Annotated in this window: 15 protein-coding genes; 5 read left to right on the top strand and 10 right to left on the bottom strand. The window is 69.6% G+C overall.

From position 1 onward, the window contains the following. Window positions 1–144 precede the first annotated feature (144 nt). The 3 genes from AB0M67_RS11155 to AB0M67_RS11145 all read right to left on the bottom strand — a co-directional run bounded on the left by AB0M67_RS11155 (window position 145) and on the right by AB0M67_RS11145 (window position 2,846). Window positions 145–1,005, bottom strand: coding sequence for a MetQ/NlpA family ABC transporter substrate-binding protein (locus tag AB0M67_RS11155; RefSeq protein WP_365744892.1), 861 nt, complete (start codon window positions 1,003–1,005; stop codon window positions 145–147). An 81-nt stretch (window positions 1,006–1,086) separates the two neighbouring features. Next, entirely contained in the window at window positions 1,087–1,758 is a 672-nt protein-coding gene (locus tag AB0M67_RS11150) for a methionine ABC transporter permease (protein ID WP_365744890.1), read from the bottom strand. Continuing rightward, the gene (locus tag AB0M67_RS11145) at window positions 1,755–2,846 is read right to left on the bottom strand and encodes an ATP-binding cassette domain-containing protein (protein ID WP_365744888.1); all 1,092 of its coding nucleotides are present in this window, start codon (window positions 2,844–2,846) and stop codon (window positions 1,755–1,757) included. Before AB0M67_RS11145 ends, AB0M67_RS11150 begins: the two co-directional genes overlap by 4 nt. Window positions 2,847–3,429: 583 nt before the next feature. On the opposite strand from AB0M67_RS11145, the gene AB0M67_RS11140 reads away from it, so the two are divergent. Both AB0M67_RS11140 and AB0M67_RS11135 read left to right on the top strand, forming a co-directional pair. Next, entirely contained in the window at window positions 3,430–3,789 is a 360-nt protein-coding gene (locus AB0M67_RS11140; RefSeq protein ID WP_365744886.1) for a hypothetical protein, read from the top strand. 4 nt (window positions 3,790–3,793) lie between these two features. Beyond that, the gene (locus AB0M67_RS11135; RefSeq protein ID WP_365744884.1) at window positions 3,794–4,207 is read left to right on the top strand and encodes a hypothetical protein; all 414 of its coding nucleotides are present in this window, start codon (window positions 3,794–3,796) and stop codon (window positions 4,205–4,207) included. Between the two features lie 105 nt (window positions 4,208–4,312). Here AB0M67_RS11135 and AB0M67_RS11130 read toward each other — a convergent pair whose 3' ends face one another. The 3 genes from AB0M67_RS11130 to AB0M67_RS11120 all read right to left on the bottom strand — a co-directional run bounded on the left by AB0M67_RS11130 (window position 4,313) and on the right by AB0M67_RS11120 (window position 6,721). Continuing rightward, window positions 4,313–4,831: a GNAT family N-acetyltransferase gene (locus tag AB0M67_RS11130; protein WP_365744882.1), complete on the bottom strand. Its 519-nt coding sequence runs from the start codon at window positions 4,829–4,831 to the stop codon at window positions 4,313–4,315. Between the two features lie 37 nt (window positions 4,832–4,868). Then, a complete protein-coding gene (locus AB0M67_RS11125; RefSeq protein ID WP_365744880.1) occupies window positions 4,869–5,483 on the bottom strand; it encodes a sigma-70 family RNA polymerase sigma factor in 615 nt (204 codons plus the stop codon). Window positions 5,484–5,557: 74 nt separating this feature from the next. Then, window positions 5,558–6,721: a glycerophosphodiester phosphodiesterase gene (locus AB0M67_RS11120; protein WP_365744878.1), complete on the bottom strand. Its 1,164-nt coding sequence runs from the start codon at window positions 6,719–6,721 to the stop codon at window positions 5,558–5,560. A gap of 290 nt (window positions 6,722–7,011) precedes the next feature. Between AB0M67_RS11120 and AB0M67_RS11115 the strand changes: the two genes are divergently transcribed. Continuing rightward, a complete protein-coding gene (locus AB0M67_RS11115) occupies window positions 7,012–7,641 on the top strand; it encodes a lysophospholipid acyltransferase family protein (RefSeq protein ID WP_365745173.1) in 630 nt (209 codons plus the stop codon). Window positions 7,642–7,701: 60 nt separating this feature from the next. On the opposite strand, the gene AB0M67_RS11110 is transcribed toward AB0M67_RS11115, so the two are convergent. Together AB0M67_RS11110 and AB0M67_RS11105 are read right to left on the bottom strand one after the other, a co-directional pair. Then, on the bottom strand, window positions 7,702–9,243 hold the full coding sequence (locus tag AB0M67_RS11110; protein ID WP_365744876.1) for an MFS transporter: 1,542 nt from the start codon (window positions 9,241–9,243) through the stop codon (window positions 7,702–7,704). After that, a complete protein-coding gene (locus AB0M67_RS11105; protein WP_365744874.1) occupies window positions 9,240–9,788 on the bottom strand; it encodes a TetR/AcrR family transcriptional regulator in 549 nt (182 codons plus the stop codon). Before AB0M67_RS11105 ends, AB0M67_RS11110 begins: the two co-directional genes overlap by 4 nt. Before the next feature lie 106 nt (window positions 9,789–9,894). Here AB0M67_RS11105 and AB0M67_RS11100 point away from each other — a divergent pair, with 106 nt between their 5' ends. Then, window positions 9,895–10,428, top strand: coding sequence for a hypothetical protein (locus AB0M67_RS11100; protein WP_365744872.1), 534 nt, complete (start codon window positions 9,895–9,897; stop codon window positions 10,426–10,428). Between the two features lie 69 nt (window positions 10,429–10,497). Here the strand turns inward: AB0M67_RS11100 and argH are convergent, their stop codons facing one another. Together argH and AB0M67_RS11090 are read right to left on the bottom strand one after the other, a co-directional pair. Further along, window positions 10,498–11,925 (bottom strand): argininosuccinate lyase, encoded by a 1,428-nt coding sequence (gene argH, locus AB0M67_RS11095; protein ID WP_365744870.1) that lies wholly within the window; start codon window positions 11,923–11,925, stop codon window positions 10,498–10,500. 83 nt (window positions 11,926–12,008) lie between these two features. Further along, entirely contained in the window at window positions 12,009–13,202 is a 1,194-nt protein-coding gene (locus tag AB0M67_RS11090; RefSeq protein WP_365744868.1) for an argininosuccinate synthase, read from the bottom strand. Between the two features lie 136 nt (window positions 13,203–13,338). Between AB0M67_RS11090 and AB0M67_RS11085 the strand changes: the two genes are divergently transcribed. Then, window positions 13,339–13,920: a pyridoxamine 5'-phosphate oxidase family protein gene (locus AB0M67_RS11085; RefSeq protein WP_365744866.1), complete on the top strand. Its 582-nt coding sequence runs from the start codon at window positions 13,339–13,341 to the stop codon at window positions 13,918–13,920. Window positions 13,921–14,032 lie beyond the last annotated feature (112 nt).

The raw sequence follows: 14,032 nt of genomic DNA, 5'->3' as shown, positions 1-14,032 counted from the left end.
CAGCTCCATGCCTCAGTCCGTCGTAAATGCACAGCATGCAGCATCGGGTGGCGGATGCGCATGGCCGGGTCCGTACGGATGCGGAAGCCCCGTACACGACGGGCGTGTACGGGGCTCTCGCCGACAAGAACGTTACTGCGGTGACTACTTGGCCGCACCGAAAGCGGGCACGACCGAGCCCTCGTAGGTGTCCTCGATGTACTTCTTCACCTCGGGCGAGTTCAGGAGCTTCGCGAGCTTCTCCACCCGGGGGTCCTTCTCGGCGCCACGCTTGACGGCGAGGAAGTTGGCGTACGGGTTGCCGTCGGCCTTCTCCAGGGCCAGGGCGTCCTTGGCGGGCTTGAGGTCGGCCTCGATGGCGTAGTTGCCGTTGATGACGGCGGCGTCGACATCGTTCAGGGCACGGGGCAGCGTGGCGGCCTCCAGCTCCTTGAACTCCAGGCCCTTGGCGTCCTTGATGTCGGCGAGGTTGGCGTCGGCGCCGGCGCCGTCCTTGAGTGTGATCACGCCATGGTCCGCGAGCAGCTTGAGCGCGCGGCCCTCGTTGGTGGTGTCGTTGGGGATGGCGACGCTCTGGCCGGCCTTGAGCTCCTTGAGGTCCTTGACCTTCTTGGAGTAGAGGCCGAGGGGCTCCAGCTCGACATTGACGACGGGCACGATGTCGGTGCCCTTCTTCTTGTTGAAGTCGTCCAGGTACGGCTTGTGCTGGAAGAAGTTGGCGTCGACCTCGCCGCTCTGGGTGGCGGTGTTCGGCAGGACGTAGTCCGTGAACTCCTTGACCTCCAGCTTGAGGCCTTCCTTGTCCGCCAGGTTGTTCCGGACGAAGTTCAGGATGTCGGCGTGCGGTGTCGGGGACGCGGCGACGACGAGCGGCTTGGAGGTGTCGGCGGAGGCTCCGGCGGCGGACGAGGAGCCCGGGTCGGAGGAGGTGCCGCAGGCGCTCAGGCCGAGGGTGAGGGCGGCGGTGGCGGCGGCTGCCGCGCTGAACTTGACGGTGGTACGCACGAAGAGTGCCTCTTTCCGGTGATACGGGTGACATGGCCCGGACAAGGAGTGCGGGCCGGAGGGTGGATCGGGTCGATCCGGTCAGGTGGCGGTACGGCCGCGGCGCGCCAGCAGCCGTACGACCCCGTCCCCGAGCAGCTGGACCGCGGTGACGATCGCGATCAGGACGACGACCGTGGCGATCATGAAGCCGTTCTCGAAGCGCTGGAATCCATAGGTGACGGCCTTGGAGCCGAGCCCCTCGCCGCCGACCGCCCCGGCCATGGCCGAGTAGCCGATGAGCACGATGACGGTGGTGGTGACGGCGGACACCAGTGACGGCAGGGCCTGTGGCAGCAGTACCTTGCGGACGATGGTGGGGGTCGAGCCGCCCATCGCCTGGACGGCCTCGACCAGTCCGTGGTCGACCTCACGGATCGCCGTCTCGACGAGCCGCGCGAAGAACGGGATGGCGCCGACGGCCAGCGGCACGATCATCGCGGTGGGGCCGATGAAGGTGCCGACGACCAGAGTGGTGAACGGGATCAGCGCGATCAGCAGGATCATGAACGGCAGCGAGCGGCCGATGTTCACGACCACCCCGACGGCCTTGTTGACCACGGCGTTCTGGAGCAGTCCGCCCTTGTCGGTGAGGACCAGCAGGATGCCGAGGGGCAGTCCGCCGGCGAGGGTGACCAGCGCGGACCACAGCACCATATAGAGGGTGTCGATGGTCCCCTGGGACAGCAGTGGCTGCATCTGCGACCAGGTCACTTGGCATCTTCCTTCACACGTGCGGGGCTCGGCGCGGGGACGGTGGCCGCCGCGTCGGAGTCGGTATCGGCGTCCGTGTCGTCCACGACCTCGGCCTGGAGACCCTGCTCGCGCAGGAAGCCGATCGGTACGACGTTGTCCTCGTAGGCGCCGGGCAGCTCGATCCGCATCCGGCCGATCTGCCGGCCGCCGACGGTGTCCATCGCGGCGCCCAGGATCGATATGTCGATGTTGTAGGTCCGGGCGAGCTGTGAGATCACCGGCTGGGTCGCGGCGGCGCCGTGGAAGGTGACGTCGAGGACCGTACGGCCGGGGCCCGAGGCCGTACCGCCCACCGGGAACAGCTCCTGCGCCAGCTGGGATCCGGGGGTGGCGAGCAGTTCGCCGACCGTGCCCGACTCGACGATCCGGCCCGTGCGCATCAGCGCCGCCGAGTCACAGATCGTCTTCACGACCTCCATCTCATGCGTGATGAGCAGCACCGTCAGTCCGAGCTGCTGGTTGAGGTCGCGCAGCAGCTGGAGGATCGAGCGGGTGGTCTCCGGGTCCAGGGCGCTCGTCGCCTCGTCGGAGAGCAGGACCTTGGGGTTGCCCGCCAGCGCGCGGGCGATGCCGACGCGCTGCTTCTGGCCGCCGGAGAGCTGGGCCGGATACGCCTTGGCCTTGTCGGCGAGGCCGACCAGCTCCAGCAGCTCCAGGGCGCGGCGCGTACGCTCCTGGCCCGCCACGCCGAGGATCTCCAGCGGCAGTTCGACATTGTCCCTGACCGTGCGGGAGGACAGCAGATTGAAGTGCTGGAAGACCATGCCGATCGAACTGCGCGCCCGGCGCAGCTCCTTGCCCGCCCGCCGGCCACGGCCCGCGAGCGCGGTGAGGTCCTGGCCGTCGACGGTGACGGTGCCGGAGGTGGGGCGTTCGAGAAGGTTGACGCAGCGGATGAGCGAGGACTTCCCGGCGCCGCTCTGTCCCACGACACCGAAGACCTCGCCCTCGCGGACTTGGAGGTCGACACCGTCGAGTGCGGTGACTTCACGGCCGCGCGACTGGGCGGACCGGTAGATCTTCGTCAGGCCCGTAGTAGTGATCACAGGGGTATCCGTCACTGTCGAGTGCGCGGCGAGGGGTCCGCCGGGCACGGGGCATTCGTCATTTCCGGCATGGCACGCTGACGCGGTGGGTGACCGGGAGGCGCGGCACACGCGGGGCAGGCACGATGCGCCGGCCGGCCTTCGGGCCATGGCTCTCATGACCTTCACGGGGGCGGGCGCGGCTCGGCTGTCGGGTCTCGCTTCGGGGCGCGAGGCTCAGGCAGGGGCCCTCAGTTGGCGCACATTCGACACAGACAACGAGCACCGGGCGTGTGGTTCGCCTCGGTCGCGGGGACGCGGTAGCTCGTTGTGGTCATGCCGTAAGTAAAACAGACGTGAGTAAGGACGCCGGGGAGTTGTCCGTATAGCGGACGGCGGGCGCGGGTCTCCTTCAGTCCGTACGGGCACCCGCCATATCGGCCGTGACCTGCATGGATATCAGGGAGAGAGGAAGGACGGCATCGGCCGGAGCCCGCCCGGGCGGTCGGGCGCTGTGGTCAAGGCCACGGTCCCGGGGCTCGGCGGCGGCGGCCTCGCGGGGGTGCGCGCGGCGGGCCTTTCGCCCCGTAATACGCTCGGGCCCATGCTTGTCGCCCTGACGGTCGCGGTTTCCGTGGCCGCGCTCGCCCTCGCCGCCTGGTGCGGCTTCGCCGCCTACCGCGACCAGCCCACCAAGGACTGGCACTTCATCGGGATGGCCGTGGTGTCGCTGCTCGCGCTGGCGCAGCTGGTGGTGGGGATCGTGCGGCTGGCGCGCGGCGAGCAGGCCGACGAAGGCTCGGTGATCTTCGTCTCGTATCTGCTGGGCGCGCTGTTCGCGGTGCCCGCGGCCGGGTTCCTGTCGCTGAGCGAGCGGACCCGCTGGGGTTCGGTCACGGTCGCCGCCGGAGCGGTCGTCCTGGCCGTGCTGGAAGTACGGCTGCATGACATCTGGGAAGGCTGACGACATGACCACCGAAGGCGCCGACGGGGCACCGGTCCGGCTGGTGCGGGGCCCTGGGCTGCTGCTGGTCTGGCTGTACGGCGTGATGTCGGTCGGCGCGGTCTCCCGGTCCGTCTACCAGATCGCCACGGAGTTCGACCGCGCGCCGCTGGCCTACGCGCTCTCCGCCGTCGCCGCCGTGGTCTACGTCTTCATCACCTACACGCTGGCACGCGGCGGGGAGACGGCCCGGAAGGCCGCTCTGTTCTGCTGCGCCGCGGAACTGGTGGGCGTACTGACCATCGGGACGTGGACGCTGGCCGATCCGTCGGCCTTCCCGGACTCCACGGTCTGGTCGGACTACGGAATGGACTATCTCTTCATTCCGGTACTGCTGCCGGTCACCGGCATGCTCTGGCTGCGCGCGTCGCGGCGGTAGGCGCCACCGCGTGGCCGTCCGTGCCGGGTGATCGAGAAGCGGAACCCCCTTCGTACCCCTGAGGCCGTGCCCCTGGGGTCGCGCCGCCGGGGATTCCGCCCCACGTCAGGCGCTGGCGACGTACGCTCCGACGGCCGCGGCCTCCTTCGAGGCTTCCTTCTCCAGGGTGACGAGTCTCAGTCGGGGGCCCGCCTGCTCCGTCGACACCGGGGCGTAGCCGCGGCTGCGGTAGAGCCGCAGATTGCCCTCGCTGCGGTGGCCGGTGAAGAGCTGGAAGCGCTGCGCGGCCGGCTGTCCCGCGAAGTGCGTCTCGATGGCGTCGAGCAGCCGTCCGCCGAGGCCGTGGCGCCGCATCCGGGGATGGACGATGAGCTTGGCTATCCGGGCGGTGCCCGTCGCGTCGATACTGCCGCGCACCGACGCCACCACTTCGTCGCCGAGCCTGGCCACCAGGCCGTGGCCCTGGGCGAGTTCGGCCCTCAGGTCGTCGAGCGTCTGGGTCAGGGGCTCGATGGTGTAGTCGCCGTACAGCTCGGCCTCGTTCTGGTAGCACAGGTACTGAAGTTTCAGGATCTGTTCAGCGTCCTGCGCGCTCGCCGCTGAGATGGTCACGCTCATGCCCATGTGTGCATGCCTCCCGCTCACTTGGTCCGCCGGTGGTCTATCGCTCCTTTCCCCCGAGTTCAGGAGCCGGAACCTCGGCCGCCAGCATTCTGCGCAGGCATCCCAGGCATCTGGAACGTAACGGTCCCAAACTGCCTTGTGACATACCCAACTCACCCGCGATCTCGCGGTAGGTGAGATCGTCCGGCGACAGCATCGCGGTCAGGACCAGCGGACAGCGGCCGGGGGTGCGGCCGACCGCCGCACGGAGCGTCTGCCTCCGGTCGGTGCGCAGCGCGGCGCGCTCGGGATCGGACTCGGGCCCGGCGGCGGGTTCGTAGCGGTACGGGAGTTCGCGGGCGGCGGTGCGCCGGGCGCGGCGGGCCTCGGCCCGTACGACATCCCGTACCCGGCGCGCGGTGTCACCGGGCCAGGGCTCGCCGGCCGGCCGCTCCAGCAGCCGTACCCAGGCGGCCTGTTCGAGATCTCCCGGCTCGGCCCCGGCCCCCGGCGCCTCCGCCGCCGCCTCCGCGCGCACCAGCGGAAGCAGCGCGTGGACGAGAGCCGACGACCGCGCGGACTCCGAGGGGCGGACGGATACCGGCGGGCGGTGCGCCGCGGGCTGGGGTGGTCGGGAAGCGGGGAGGGGCCGGGTGGGCCGGACTGAGGTCATGCCCGCCGTGACGTCCGCGCGACGACGGGCGGTTGCTCCCCGGCCGGGCGGTCACCCGACCGGGGCACGCGCGGTCAGCGGCTGACGAAGTCCGCCCGCGCCAGCAGACCGGTGTCCGGGTTGTCGGTGAAGATGCCGTCGATGCCCGTCGCGAAGTACGCCTGGAAGGCGCCGAAGGCGTCGCCGTACGCGTTCGGGTCCGTGCCCCGGCGGAACTCGGCTGGCAGGAAGGAGTTCTCGTTGCGCATCGTGTAGGGGTGGAGGATCAGCCCCTTCGCGTGCGCGTCCCGTACCAGCGTGGTGGGCTTGCCCAGCTTGCCCGTGGCGTCCTTCGGGATGATCAGGTCGAGCGTCGGGCCGATGCCCTGCGCGTAGGACGCGATCCACTTCAGGCCCTCGGGCTTGACGAGGTCGTCGACCTTGCGCGGGTCGCCCGCCACCTCGAAGTCCCACGGGCGGGTGCCCGCGCCGGAGAGCAGGACGACACGCGGCGAGGAGACCAGCTTGGCCAGTCGCTGGATGCTGCTCGGCTCGAAGGACTGGAGGAAGATCGCGGAGTCCTTGCGGTCGCGCCCGTAGCGGCGCAGCAGCTTCGCGAGGGGCTCCTCCAGGCCGAGGCCAAGACCGCGGAAGTAGGTGGGGTGCTTGGTCTCGGTGTACAGCCAGATCTTGCGGCCGAGACGGCGGCCCTGCTCGTCCGCCCAGCGCAGCACCTCTTCGAAGGTGGGGATCTCCCAGCGGCCGTCGTAGAGGGTGTTGTGCTGCCGGACGCCCGGGATGCGCTCCTTGGCGCGCAGCGTCTTCAGCTCGGCGAGCGTGAAGTCCTCGGTGAACCAGCCGGTGAGGCTGACGCCGTCGACGCTCTTGGTGGTCTTGCGGCCCGCGAACTCCGGGTGGTCGGCGACATCGGTGGTGGCCGTGATGTCGTTCTCGTGACGGCACACCAGATGGCCGTCCTTGGTGGGCACCAGGTCCTGCTCGATCACATGCGCGCCGAGGTCGAGGGCGAGCTGGTACGAGCCGAGGGTGTGCTCGGGACGGTAGCCGCTGCCTCCGCGGTGGCCGACGATCGTGGGTACGGGCAGCGCCGGCTTCGCCGGTCCGTGGCCGCCCCTGCCGGTCTCCGCGGCGCGCTCGGCCGCCTGCGCCGAGGCGGGCAGCGCCACGGCCGCCGAGCCGAGCACCGCCGCTCCCAGTACGGTCCGCCGTCCGGGCGTATTCCGCGCACCCTGTGTCATGAACGCTCCTCGATGTGATGTCCCGCACCTGTCAACGACTGCCAAACGAGGGCCGATCGTAGGCGGCCATGTCTTCCGTACGGGAGACCCCGGGCGAACGTGGCAGAAACTCACGTCAACAGCGCGTATCCGGTCGATGAACTCGATGTGCGCTCGTGTGGAGTTGCGAGTACCGTCCTCACCTGCAGAGATTTAGAGGTGGCCGCCAGGCCGGCCGTCCAACACTTCGCACGACACCGGAGGACCCGTTGTCCCGCTTCGCGCTCATCAAGGCAGCGCTCGGACCGATCATGCGCCTGATGTTCCGCACCCGCGTGGAAGGCGCCGAGAACATTCCGGGGAGCGGGCCGGTGATCCTCGCCGGGAACCATCTCACCTTCATCGACTCGATGATCCTGCCGCTGGTCTGTGACCGTCAGGTCTTCTTCATCGGCAAGGACGAGTACGTCACCGGCAAGGGCCTCAAGGGCAGGCTGATGGCCTGGTTCTTCACCGGTGTGGGCATGATCCCGGTGGACCGCGACGGCGGCCGGGGCGGGGTCGCGGCGCTGATGACGGGCCGTCGGATTCTGGACGAGGGCAATATCTTCGGGATCTATCCGGAGGGCACCCGCTCCCCCGACGGCCGGCTGTACCGCGGCCGTACGGGCATCGCGCGGCTGACGCTGATGACGGGCGCCCCGGTGGTGCCCTTCGCGATGATCGGTACGGACAAGCTCCAGCCGAACGGCTCGGGCATGCCCCGGACCGGCAAGGTGACGGTGCGCTTCGGCAAGCCGATGGAGTTCTCGCGGTACGAGGGCATGGACCGCGACCGCTATGTGCTGCGGGCGGTGACGGACTCGGTGATGACCGAGGTCATGGAGCTGTCCGGGCAGGAGTACGTGGACATGTACGCCACGAAGGCGAAGGCGGCGTAACCCCTCCCTGGGTGGCGCGGCGGGAGGGCTCTCCCGCCGCGCCTTGAGTGCTCCGCGCCGTCAGTGCTCCACGCCGTCCTCCAGCTTCTGTCCGCGCAGCAGGAAGAAGGCCGCCACCGCCGTGGCCAGCAGCACCACGGCGCCCACCCCGGCGGCGAAGCGCAGGCCGTCCACGAACGCCTCCTGCGCCGCCGCCACCAGAGCGGCCCCGGAGTGCCCGGGGAGCCCGGCGGCGGCCTCCACCGCGCCGCCCAGCGATTCGTGCGCGGCCGAGGCCACATCGGCCGGGACCCCGGACGGGGTGGGGAAGCCCCGGTAGACGCCGGTGACGATCGAGCCGAGCAGCGCGATCCCGAGCGCCGCGCCCAGTTCGTAGGCCGTCTCCGAGACCGCGGAGGCGGAACCGGCGTGTTCCTTGGGGACGCTGGAGAGAATCACATCGGCGGTGACGGTGAAGGAGAAGCCCGCGCCCACGCCGACGATCAGCAGCACGGCGCCGAGGAGCGGATAGCCGGTGGACTGGTCGATCGTGACCAGCGCCGCGAGGGACAGACCGATCGCCGCGAGCCCGCCGGTCACCACCGACCGTACGGAGTAACGGCGTGCGACGGTCCCCGCGAGGAGTCCCGCCGCCACCGCGCCGACGGCGGCGGGCAGTTCGGCCAGCCCCGCTTCCAGCGGCCGGCGGCCCTGCACCAGCTGCAGATACTGCGACAGGAAGAAGACCAGCCCGGAGAGGCCGAGGATGGTCAGCAGGTCGGCCAGTACCGCGCCGGAGAAGCCCCGGTGGTGGAAGAGCCTTATGTCGAGCAGCGGGGCGGGCAGCGTGAGCTGGCGCCGTACGAACCAGTAGAGCGCGCCCACGCCCAGCAGGCCCACGACGACGACGTTCCAGCCGGGGCCGTGCGTGGCCCCTTCCTTGATCGCGTAGACGATGCCCACGATGCCGACCAGGGAGAGCAGCACGCTGGTCAGGTCCCAGGGGCCCGGCGCGGGGTTCTTCGACTCGGGCAGGGTCTTGATGCCGACGATCACCAGGATGGCCATCACGGGCAGATTGATCAGGAAGACCGAACCCCACCAGAAGTGCTCAAGCAGAAAGCCGCCGACGACCGGACCGACCGCCGCGCCCGCGGAGGCCATCGCACCCCAGATGCCGATGGCGACGCTGCGCTCCTTGGGGTCATGGAAGAGATTGCGGATCAGGGCGAGGGTGGCGGGCATCAGCGTCGCGCCCGCGACACCCAGCAGCGCCCTGGCCAGGATCATCATTTCCGGGGTGGTCGCGTAGGCGTTGAGCACGGAGAGCCCGCCGAAGGCGACCGCACCCGTCAGCAGCAGCTTCTTGCGGCCGATCCGGTCGCCGAGGCTGCCCATGGAGACCAGCAGACCGGCGATGACGAAGGAGTAGATGTCGCCGATCCAGAGGAGCTGGGTACCGGTCGGCTTGAGGTCCTCGCTGAGGAAGGGTGTGGCGAGGCCCAGTACGGTGGCGTCGACGGCCACCAGAAGCACGGCCAGGACGAGTACGGCGAGTGCGATCCAGCGCCCGGGACGGGGCGTCTGATCGCTCTCCGTCGCGGTGAGATGGCTGCTGGTCATGGCTTCACACTCCGTCGCGCTCCGCCGAGCAGCAACTCGGCGATCATGTACTGGAAATCCTTGGGCGCCGCGCGACCGTCCTGGACGGTCCAGGCGCAGGCGCTGATCAGTCCGTAGAGGGCGTCCGTCAGCCAGGCGTGGCTGAGGTCGATCCGGAACACGCCCTCCTCCTGTCCGCGCCGGAAGAGCGCGGAGACCCTCGCGTCGGTGCGGCTCCAGCCGTCGTAGACATCACCCTCGAAGAGCTGGTTCTCGGTGAGGAGGAAGGCGAGCAGCCCGGCGGACGGCTCGACGCACGCGATGAGCCGCCGCAGCGCCTCGTCCGCCGGGCCCTCGTCCAGCCGGGCGTCGTCGAGGGCCGTCTCCAGCTCCTTGAGCCCCAGCTCCTCCAGCGCCTTGATCAGCGCGTCCCGCCCGGCGAAATGCCGGTGCAGCGTCGCTCGCCCTATCCCCACGGAGCGGGCGACCTCGTCCATGGTGGCGGTTGCCCTGCGGGTGAGAAGGGCGGCTGCGGTGCGCAGCACCTGTTCACGATCGACCGTCATGAGACGACCATAACCCACATGAGACAGAGATGTCTCATTTAATACAACACTGAACCACTACCCAGAAGGAACGAACCCGCGTATGAAGTCGCGTATGGACTCGCGTATGAGCTCGCGTACGGCCTCGCGTACGAAGCCACTGCTGCTGATCGATGTCGACGGTCCGCTGAACCCGTATCTCGCCCTCGCGACCGAAGGGGTGCCGGAGGGCTACGTCAGACATTGGATGCGGCCCTCGGGCTGGCCGGCGGATCAGCCGCTGCCCGTGCTGCTCAACCCGGAGCACGGGGTGGAGCTGCTGGCGCTCGCCGACCGGTACGAGCTGGTCTGGGCCACCACATGGGAGGACGACGCCAACGAGTGGATCGGGCCGGTCCTCGGACTGCCGGAGCTGCCGTACGTCGAGTGGTCAGGCGCGGAGCGCGGAGCACCTCGCGGGACGTTCTGGAAGACGCCGTACGTACTGGAGTACGCGGCCGGACGGCCCTTCGCCTGGGTCGACGACGAGATCACCTCGTACGACCGCGAGTGGACGGACCAGCGCCACCTCGCCGCCGCCCTGTTGATGTGCGTCGATCCCGGGATCGGGCTGACCCGTCCGGACTTCGACGCGCTCGCGCGGTGGGCGGCGGCGCTGTAGTGGGCCTCATGGCCGGTCGGCTCCGGGAGAGCCGGTTACTTCTCGGCGGTGGTCACTTCTCGGCGATGGTCACTTCTTGGCGTCGGCCCAGGCGTGCTGTATCACCAGATCGGCCTTGACCTCGGAGAGCTGGACGGCGACCGCCGACGGGGCCGTACCGCCCCGGCCGTCGCGGGAGGCCAGCGAGCCCGGCACATTGAGCACCGTCCGCACCTCGGGGGTGAGGTGCTCGGAGATCTTCGCGAACTGCTCGTCCGTCAGGTCGGCCAGCTCGATACCGAGCGTCTCGCACTCCTTGACGCACTCCCCCGCGACCTCGTGTGCCACCCGGAACGGCACACCCTGCCTGACCAGCCACTCGGCGATGTCCGTGGCGAGCGAGAAGCCGGCCGGTGCCAGCTCCGCCATCCGCTCCCGGTTGACGGTCAGGGTCGCCATCATGCCCGTGAAGGCCGGCAGCAGGACCTCCAGCTGGTCGCAGGAGTCGAAGACCGGCTCCTTGTCCTCCTGGAGATCGCGGTTGTACGCGAGCGGGAGCGCCTTCAGCGTGGCCAGCAGCCCGGTCAGATTGCCGATCAGCCTGCCGGACTTGCCGCGCGCCAGCTCGGCGATGTCCGGGTTCTTCTTCTGCGGCATGATCGAGGAGCCGGTGGAGAAGGCGTCGTGGAGGGTGACGAAGGAGAACTCCTTCGTGTTCCAGAGAATGATCTCCTCCGCGATCCGCGACAGATTGACGCCGATCATCGCGGTGACGAAGGCGAACTCGGCGACGAAGTCACGGGAGGCCGTGCCGTCGATCGAGTTCCCGACCGAGCCGCGCTCGAAGCCGAGGTCCGCGGCGACCGCCTCCGGGTCGAGCCCGAGCGAGGACCCCGCCAGCGCGCCGGAGCCGTACGGGGAGACCGCCGTGCGCTTGTCCCACTGCCGCAGCCGCTCCGCGTCCCGGGACAGCGACTGCGCGTGCGCCAGCACATGGTGGGCGAAGAGGACGGGCTGGGCGTGCTGAAGGTGCGTACGGCCGGGCATCGCGACATCGGGGTGCGCCTCGGCGAGCCCCACCAGCGCGTCCTGGAGGTCCGCGATCAGTGCGCCGATGATCCGGGCGTGGTCGCGGAGGTACATCCGGAAGAGCGTGGCGATCTGGTCGTTGCGGGACCGTCCGGCGCGCAGCTTGCCGCCGAGGTCGGCGCCGAGCCGCTCCAGCAGGCCCCGCTCCAGCGCGGTGTGGACGTCCTCGTCGGCGACCGTGCCGGTGAACGAGCCGTCGGCGACATCGGCCTCCAGCCGGTCGAGACCGGCCAGCATGCGGGTCAGCTCGTCGGCGGTGAGCAGCCCGGCCTTGTGCAGGACACGGGCGTGGGCGCGGGAGCCGGCGATGTCGTACGGCGCGAGCCGCCAGTCGAAGTGGACGGAGGCGGAGAGGGCCGCCAGCGCCTCCGCCGGGCCGTCGGCGAACCGGCCGCCCCAGAGCCGGACATCACCGTTGCTGCTGCTCACTGCTGCTCCTCAGAAGGGATCGGGAAGTACGACCGCCTCCCCGCCGCGGAGGAACGGGGAGGCGGACTGTCAAACGGTTCGGATCAGGCGAGGTCACGGCGTGCGGCGATCTTCGACGAGAGGCCGAAGATCTCGATGAAGCCCTGCGCCTTGGACTGGTCGAACGTGTCGCCCGAGTCGTACGTGGCGAGATTGAAGTCGTACAGCGACTCGTCCGACTTCCGGCCGGTGACGACGGCCCGGCCGCCGTGCAGGGTCATCCGGATGTCGCCGGTGACATGCTGGTTGGCCTCGTTGATGAAGCCGTCCAGGGCGCGCTTGAGGGGGGAGAACCACAGACCGTCGTAGACGATCTCGCCCCAGCGCTGCTCGACCTGGCGCTTGTAGCGGGCCAGCTCGCGCTCGACGGTGACGTTCTCCAGCTCCTGGTGGGCGGTGATCAGCGCGATGGCGCCGGGGGCCTCGTAGATCTCCCGGGACTTGATACCGACGAGCCGGTCCTCGACCATGTCGATCCGGCCGATGCCCTGGGCGCCGGCCCGCTCGTTGAGCTGCTGGATCGCCTGGAGGACGGTGACGGGCTTGCCGTCGATGGCGACGGGCACTCCCTCCTTGAAGGAGATGATGACCTCGTCGGCCTCGCGGGGCGTCGCCGGGTTCGAGGTGTACTCGTACACGTCCTCGATCGGACCGTTCCAGATGTCCTCCAGGAAGCCCGTCTCGACGGCGCGTCCGAAGACGTTCTGGTCGATGGAGTACGGGGACTCCTTGGTGGTCGCGATCGGGAGGTTCTTCTGCTCGCAGAAGGCGATCGCCTTGTCGCGGGTCATCGCGTAGTCGCGGACCGGGGCGATGCACCTCAGATCCGGGCCGAGGGCGGTGATACCGGCCTCGAAGCGCACCTGGTCATTGCCCTTGCCGGTGCAGCCGTGGGCGACGGTGCCGGCGTTGTGCTTCTTCGCGGCGGCGACGAGGTGCTTGACGATCGTCGGCCGGGAGAGTGCGGAGACCAGCGGATAGCGGTCCATGTAGAGGGCGTTGGCCTTGATCGCCGGGAGGCAGTACTCCTCGGCGAACTCGTCCTTCGCGTCCGCGACCTCGGCTTCGACGGCACCGCAGGCGAGCGCGCGCTTGCGGATGACGTCCAGGTCCTCGCCACCCTGGCCGACGTCCACGGCAACGGCGATGACCTCGGCGCCCGTCTCCTCGGCGATCCAGCCGATGGCGACGGAGGTGTCCAGGCCGCCCGAGTAGGCGAGTACGACGCGCTCGGTCACGGGTTTCTCCTTACGGTGCATTCACTGACAGGTATAACTATGCGATGCACCGTATTGTTTTGTCAACGCGCTTTCCCGCGGACCGCCGCGGCGAACACCGCGGCATCCTCGGCTCTCGGCGCCGATAATCCAGCACATGGGTAAGCGATACGAACGGATCGACGGCCGGATCAGAACCTTCATCGAGGAACAGCCCGTCTTCTTCACCGCCACCGCGCCGCTGGCGGACGACGGTCATGTCAATCTCTCGCCCAAGGGACGGGCCGGGACCCTCGTCGTGATCGACGAGCTGACCCTCGCCTATCTGGACTTCGGCGGCAGCGGCGCCGAGACCATCGCGCATCTGCGGGAGAACGGCCGCATCACGCTGATGTGGTGCGCGTTCACCGGACCGCCCAAGGTGCTGCGGGTGCACGGACGGGGGGAACCGGTCTTCCGTGACGACCCGCGCTGGGGCGAGTACATCGGCCTCTTCGCGGACGCCGACGGGCCCGGCGCCCGCGCGATCATCGTGATCCACGCCGAGCGCGTCAGTGACGCCTGCGGTTTCGCCGTCCCCTTCATGGACTACCGGGAGGAGCGCACCCAGCACGCCGAGCACTTCGGCCGGAAGTCGGACGAGGAGTTCGCCGCGTACTGCGCGAAGAAGGACCATGTCGGGGTGAGCCTGGACGGGCTGCCGGCGCTGCCGCTGCCGCTCCCGGCGCGCGCGGACTGACGGACGCACAGCAGGGCGCGCCCCCGGTACGTCCCGGCGCACCGCCGCTCCCGTACACCCCGGCGCACCGCCATTCGGAGCAGCGGAGAGGCCGGTGCCCTCCCGGCGGCAT

This window comes from Streptomyces sp. NPDC051662, from assembly GCF_040681655.1.
In the GTDB taxonomy this organism is placed as follows: Bacteria; Actinomycetota; Actinomycetes; order Streptomycetales; family Streptomycetaceae; genus Streptomyces.
This window is presented reverse-complemented; position numbering and strand designations above follow the sequence as displayed.

Excerpts from the sequence above, each read along its gene's own strand:
- AB0M67_RS11115 (WP_365745173.1), top strand. The coding sequence starts at position 7,012 with ATGCGCCTGATGTTCCGCACCCGCGTGGAAGGCGCCGAGAACATTCCG.
- AB0M67_RS11100 (WP_365744872.1), top strand. The coding sequence starts at position 9,895 with ATGAGCTCGCGTACGGCCTCGCGTACGAAGCCACTGCTGCTGATCGAT.
- AB0M67_RS11140 (WP_365744886.1), top strand. The coding sequence starts at position 3,430 with ATGCTTGTCGCCCTGACGGTCGCGGTTTCCGTGGCCGCGCTCGCCCTC.
- AB0M67_RS11120 (WP_365744878.1), bottom strand. The coding sequence starts at position 6,721 with ATGACACAGGGTGCGCGGAATACGCCCGGACGGCGGACCGTACTGGGA.
- AB0M67_RS11105 (WP_365744874.1), bottom strand. The coding sequence starts at position 9,788 with ATGACGGTCGATCGTGAACAGGTGCTGCGCACCGCAGCCGCCCTTCTC.
- AB0M67_RS11135 (WP_365744884.1), top strand. The coding sequence starts at position 3,794 with ATGACCACCGAAGGCGCCGACGGGGCACCGGTCCGGCTGGTGCGGGGC.
- AB0M67_RS11110 (WP_365744876.1), bottom strand. The coding sequence starts at position 9,243 with ATGACCAGCAGCCATCTCACCGCGACGGAGAGCGATCAGACGCCCCGT.
- AB0M67_RS11130 (WP_365744882.1), bottom strand. The coding sequence starts at position 4,831 with ATGGGCATGAGCGTGACCATCTCAGCGGCGAGCGCGCAGGACGCTGAA.
- AB0M67_RS11085 (WP_365744866.1), top strand. The coding sequence starts at position 13,339 with ATGGGTAAGCGATACGAACGGATCGACGGCCGGATCAGAACCTTCATC.
- AB0M67_RS11125 (WP_365744880.1), bottom strand. The coding sequence starts at position 5,483 with ATGACCTCAGTCCGGCCCACCCGGCCCCTCCCCGCTTCCCGACCACCC.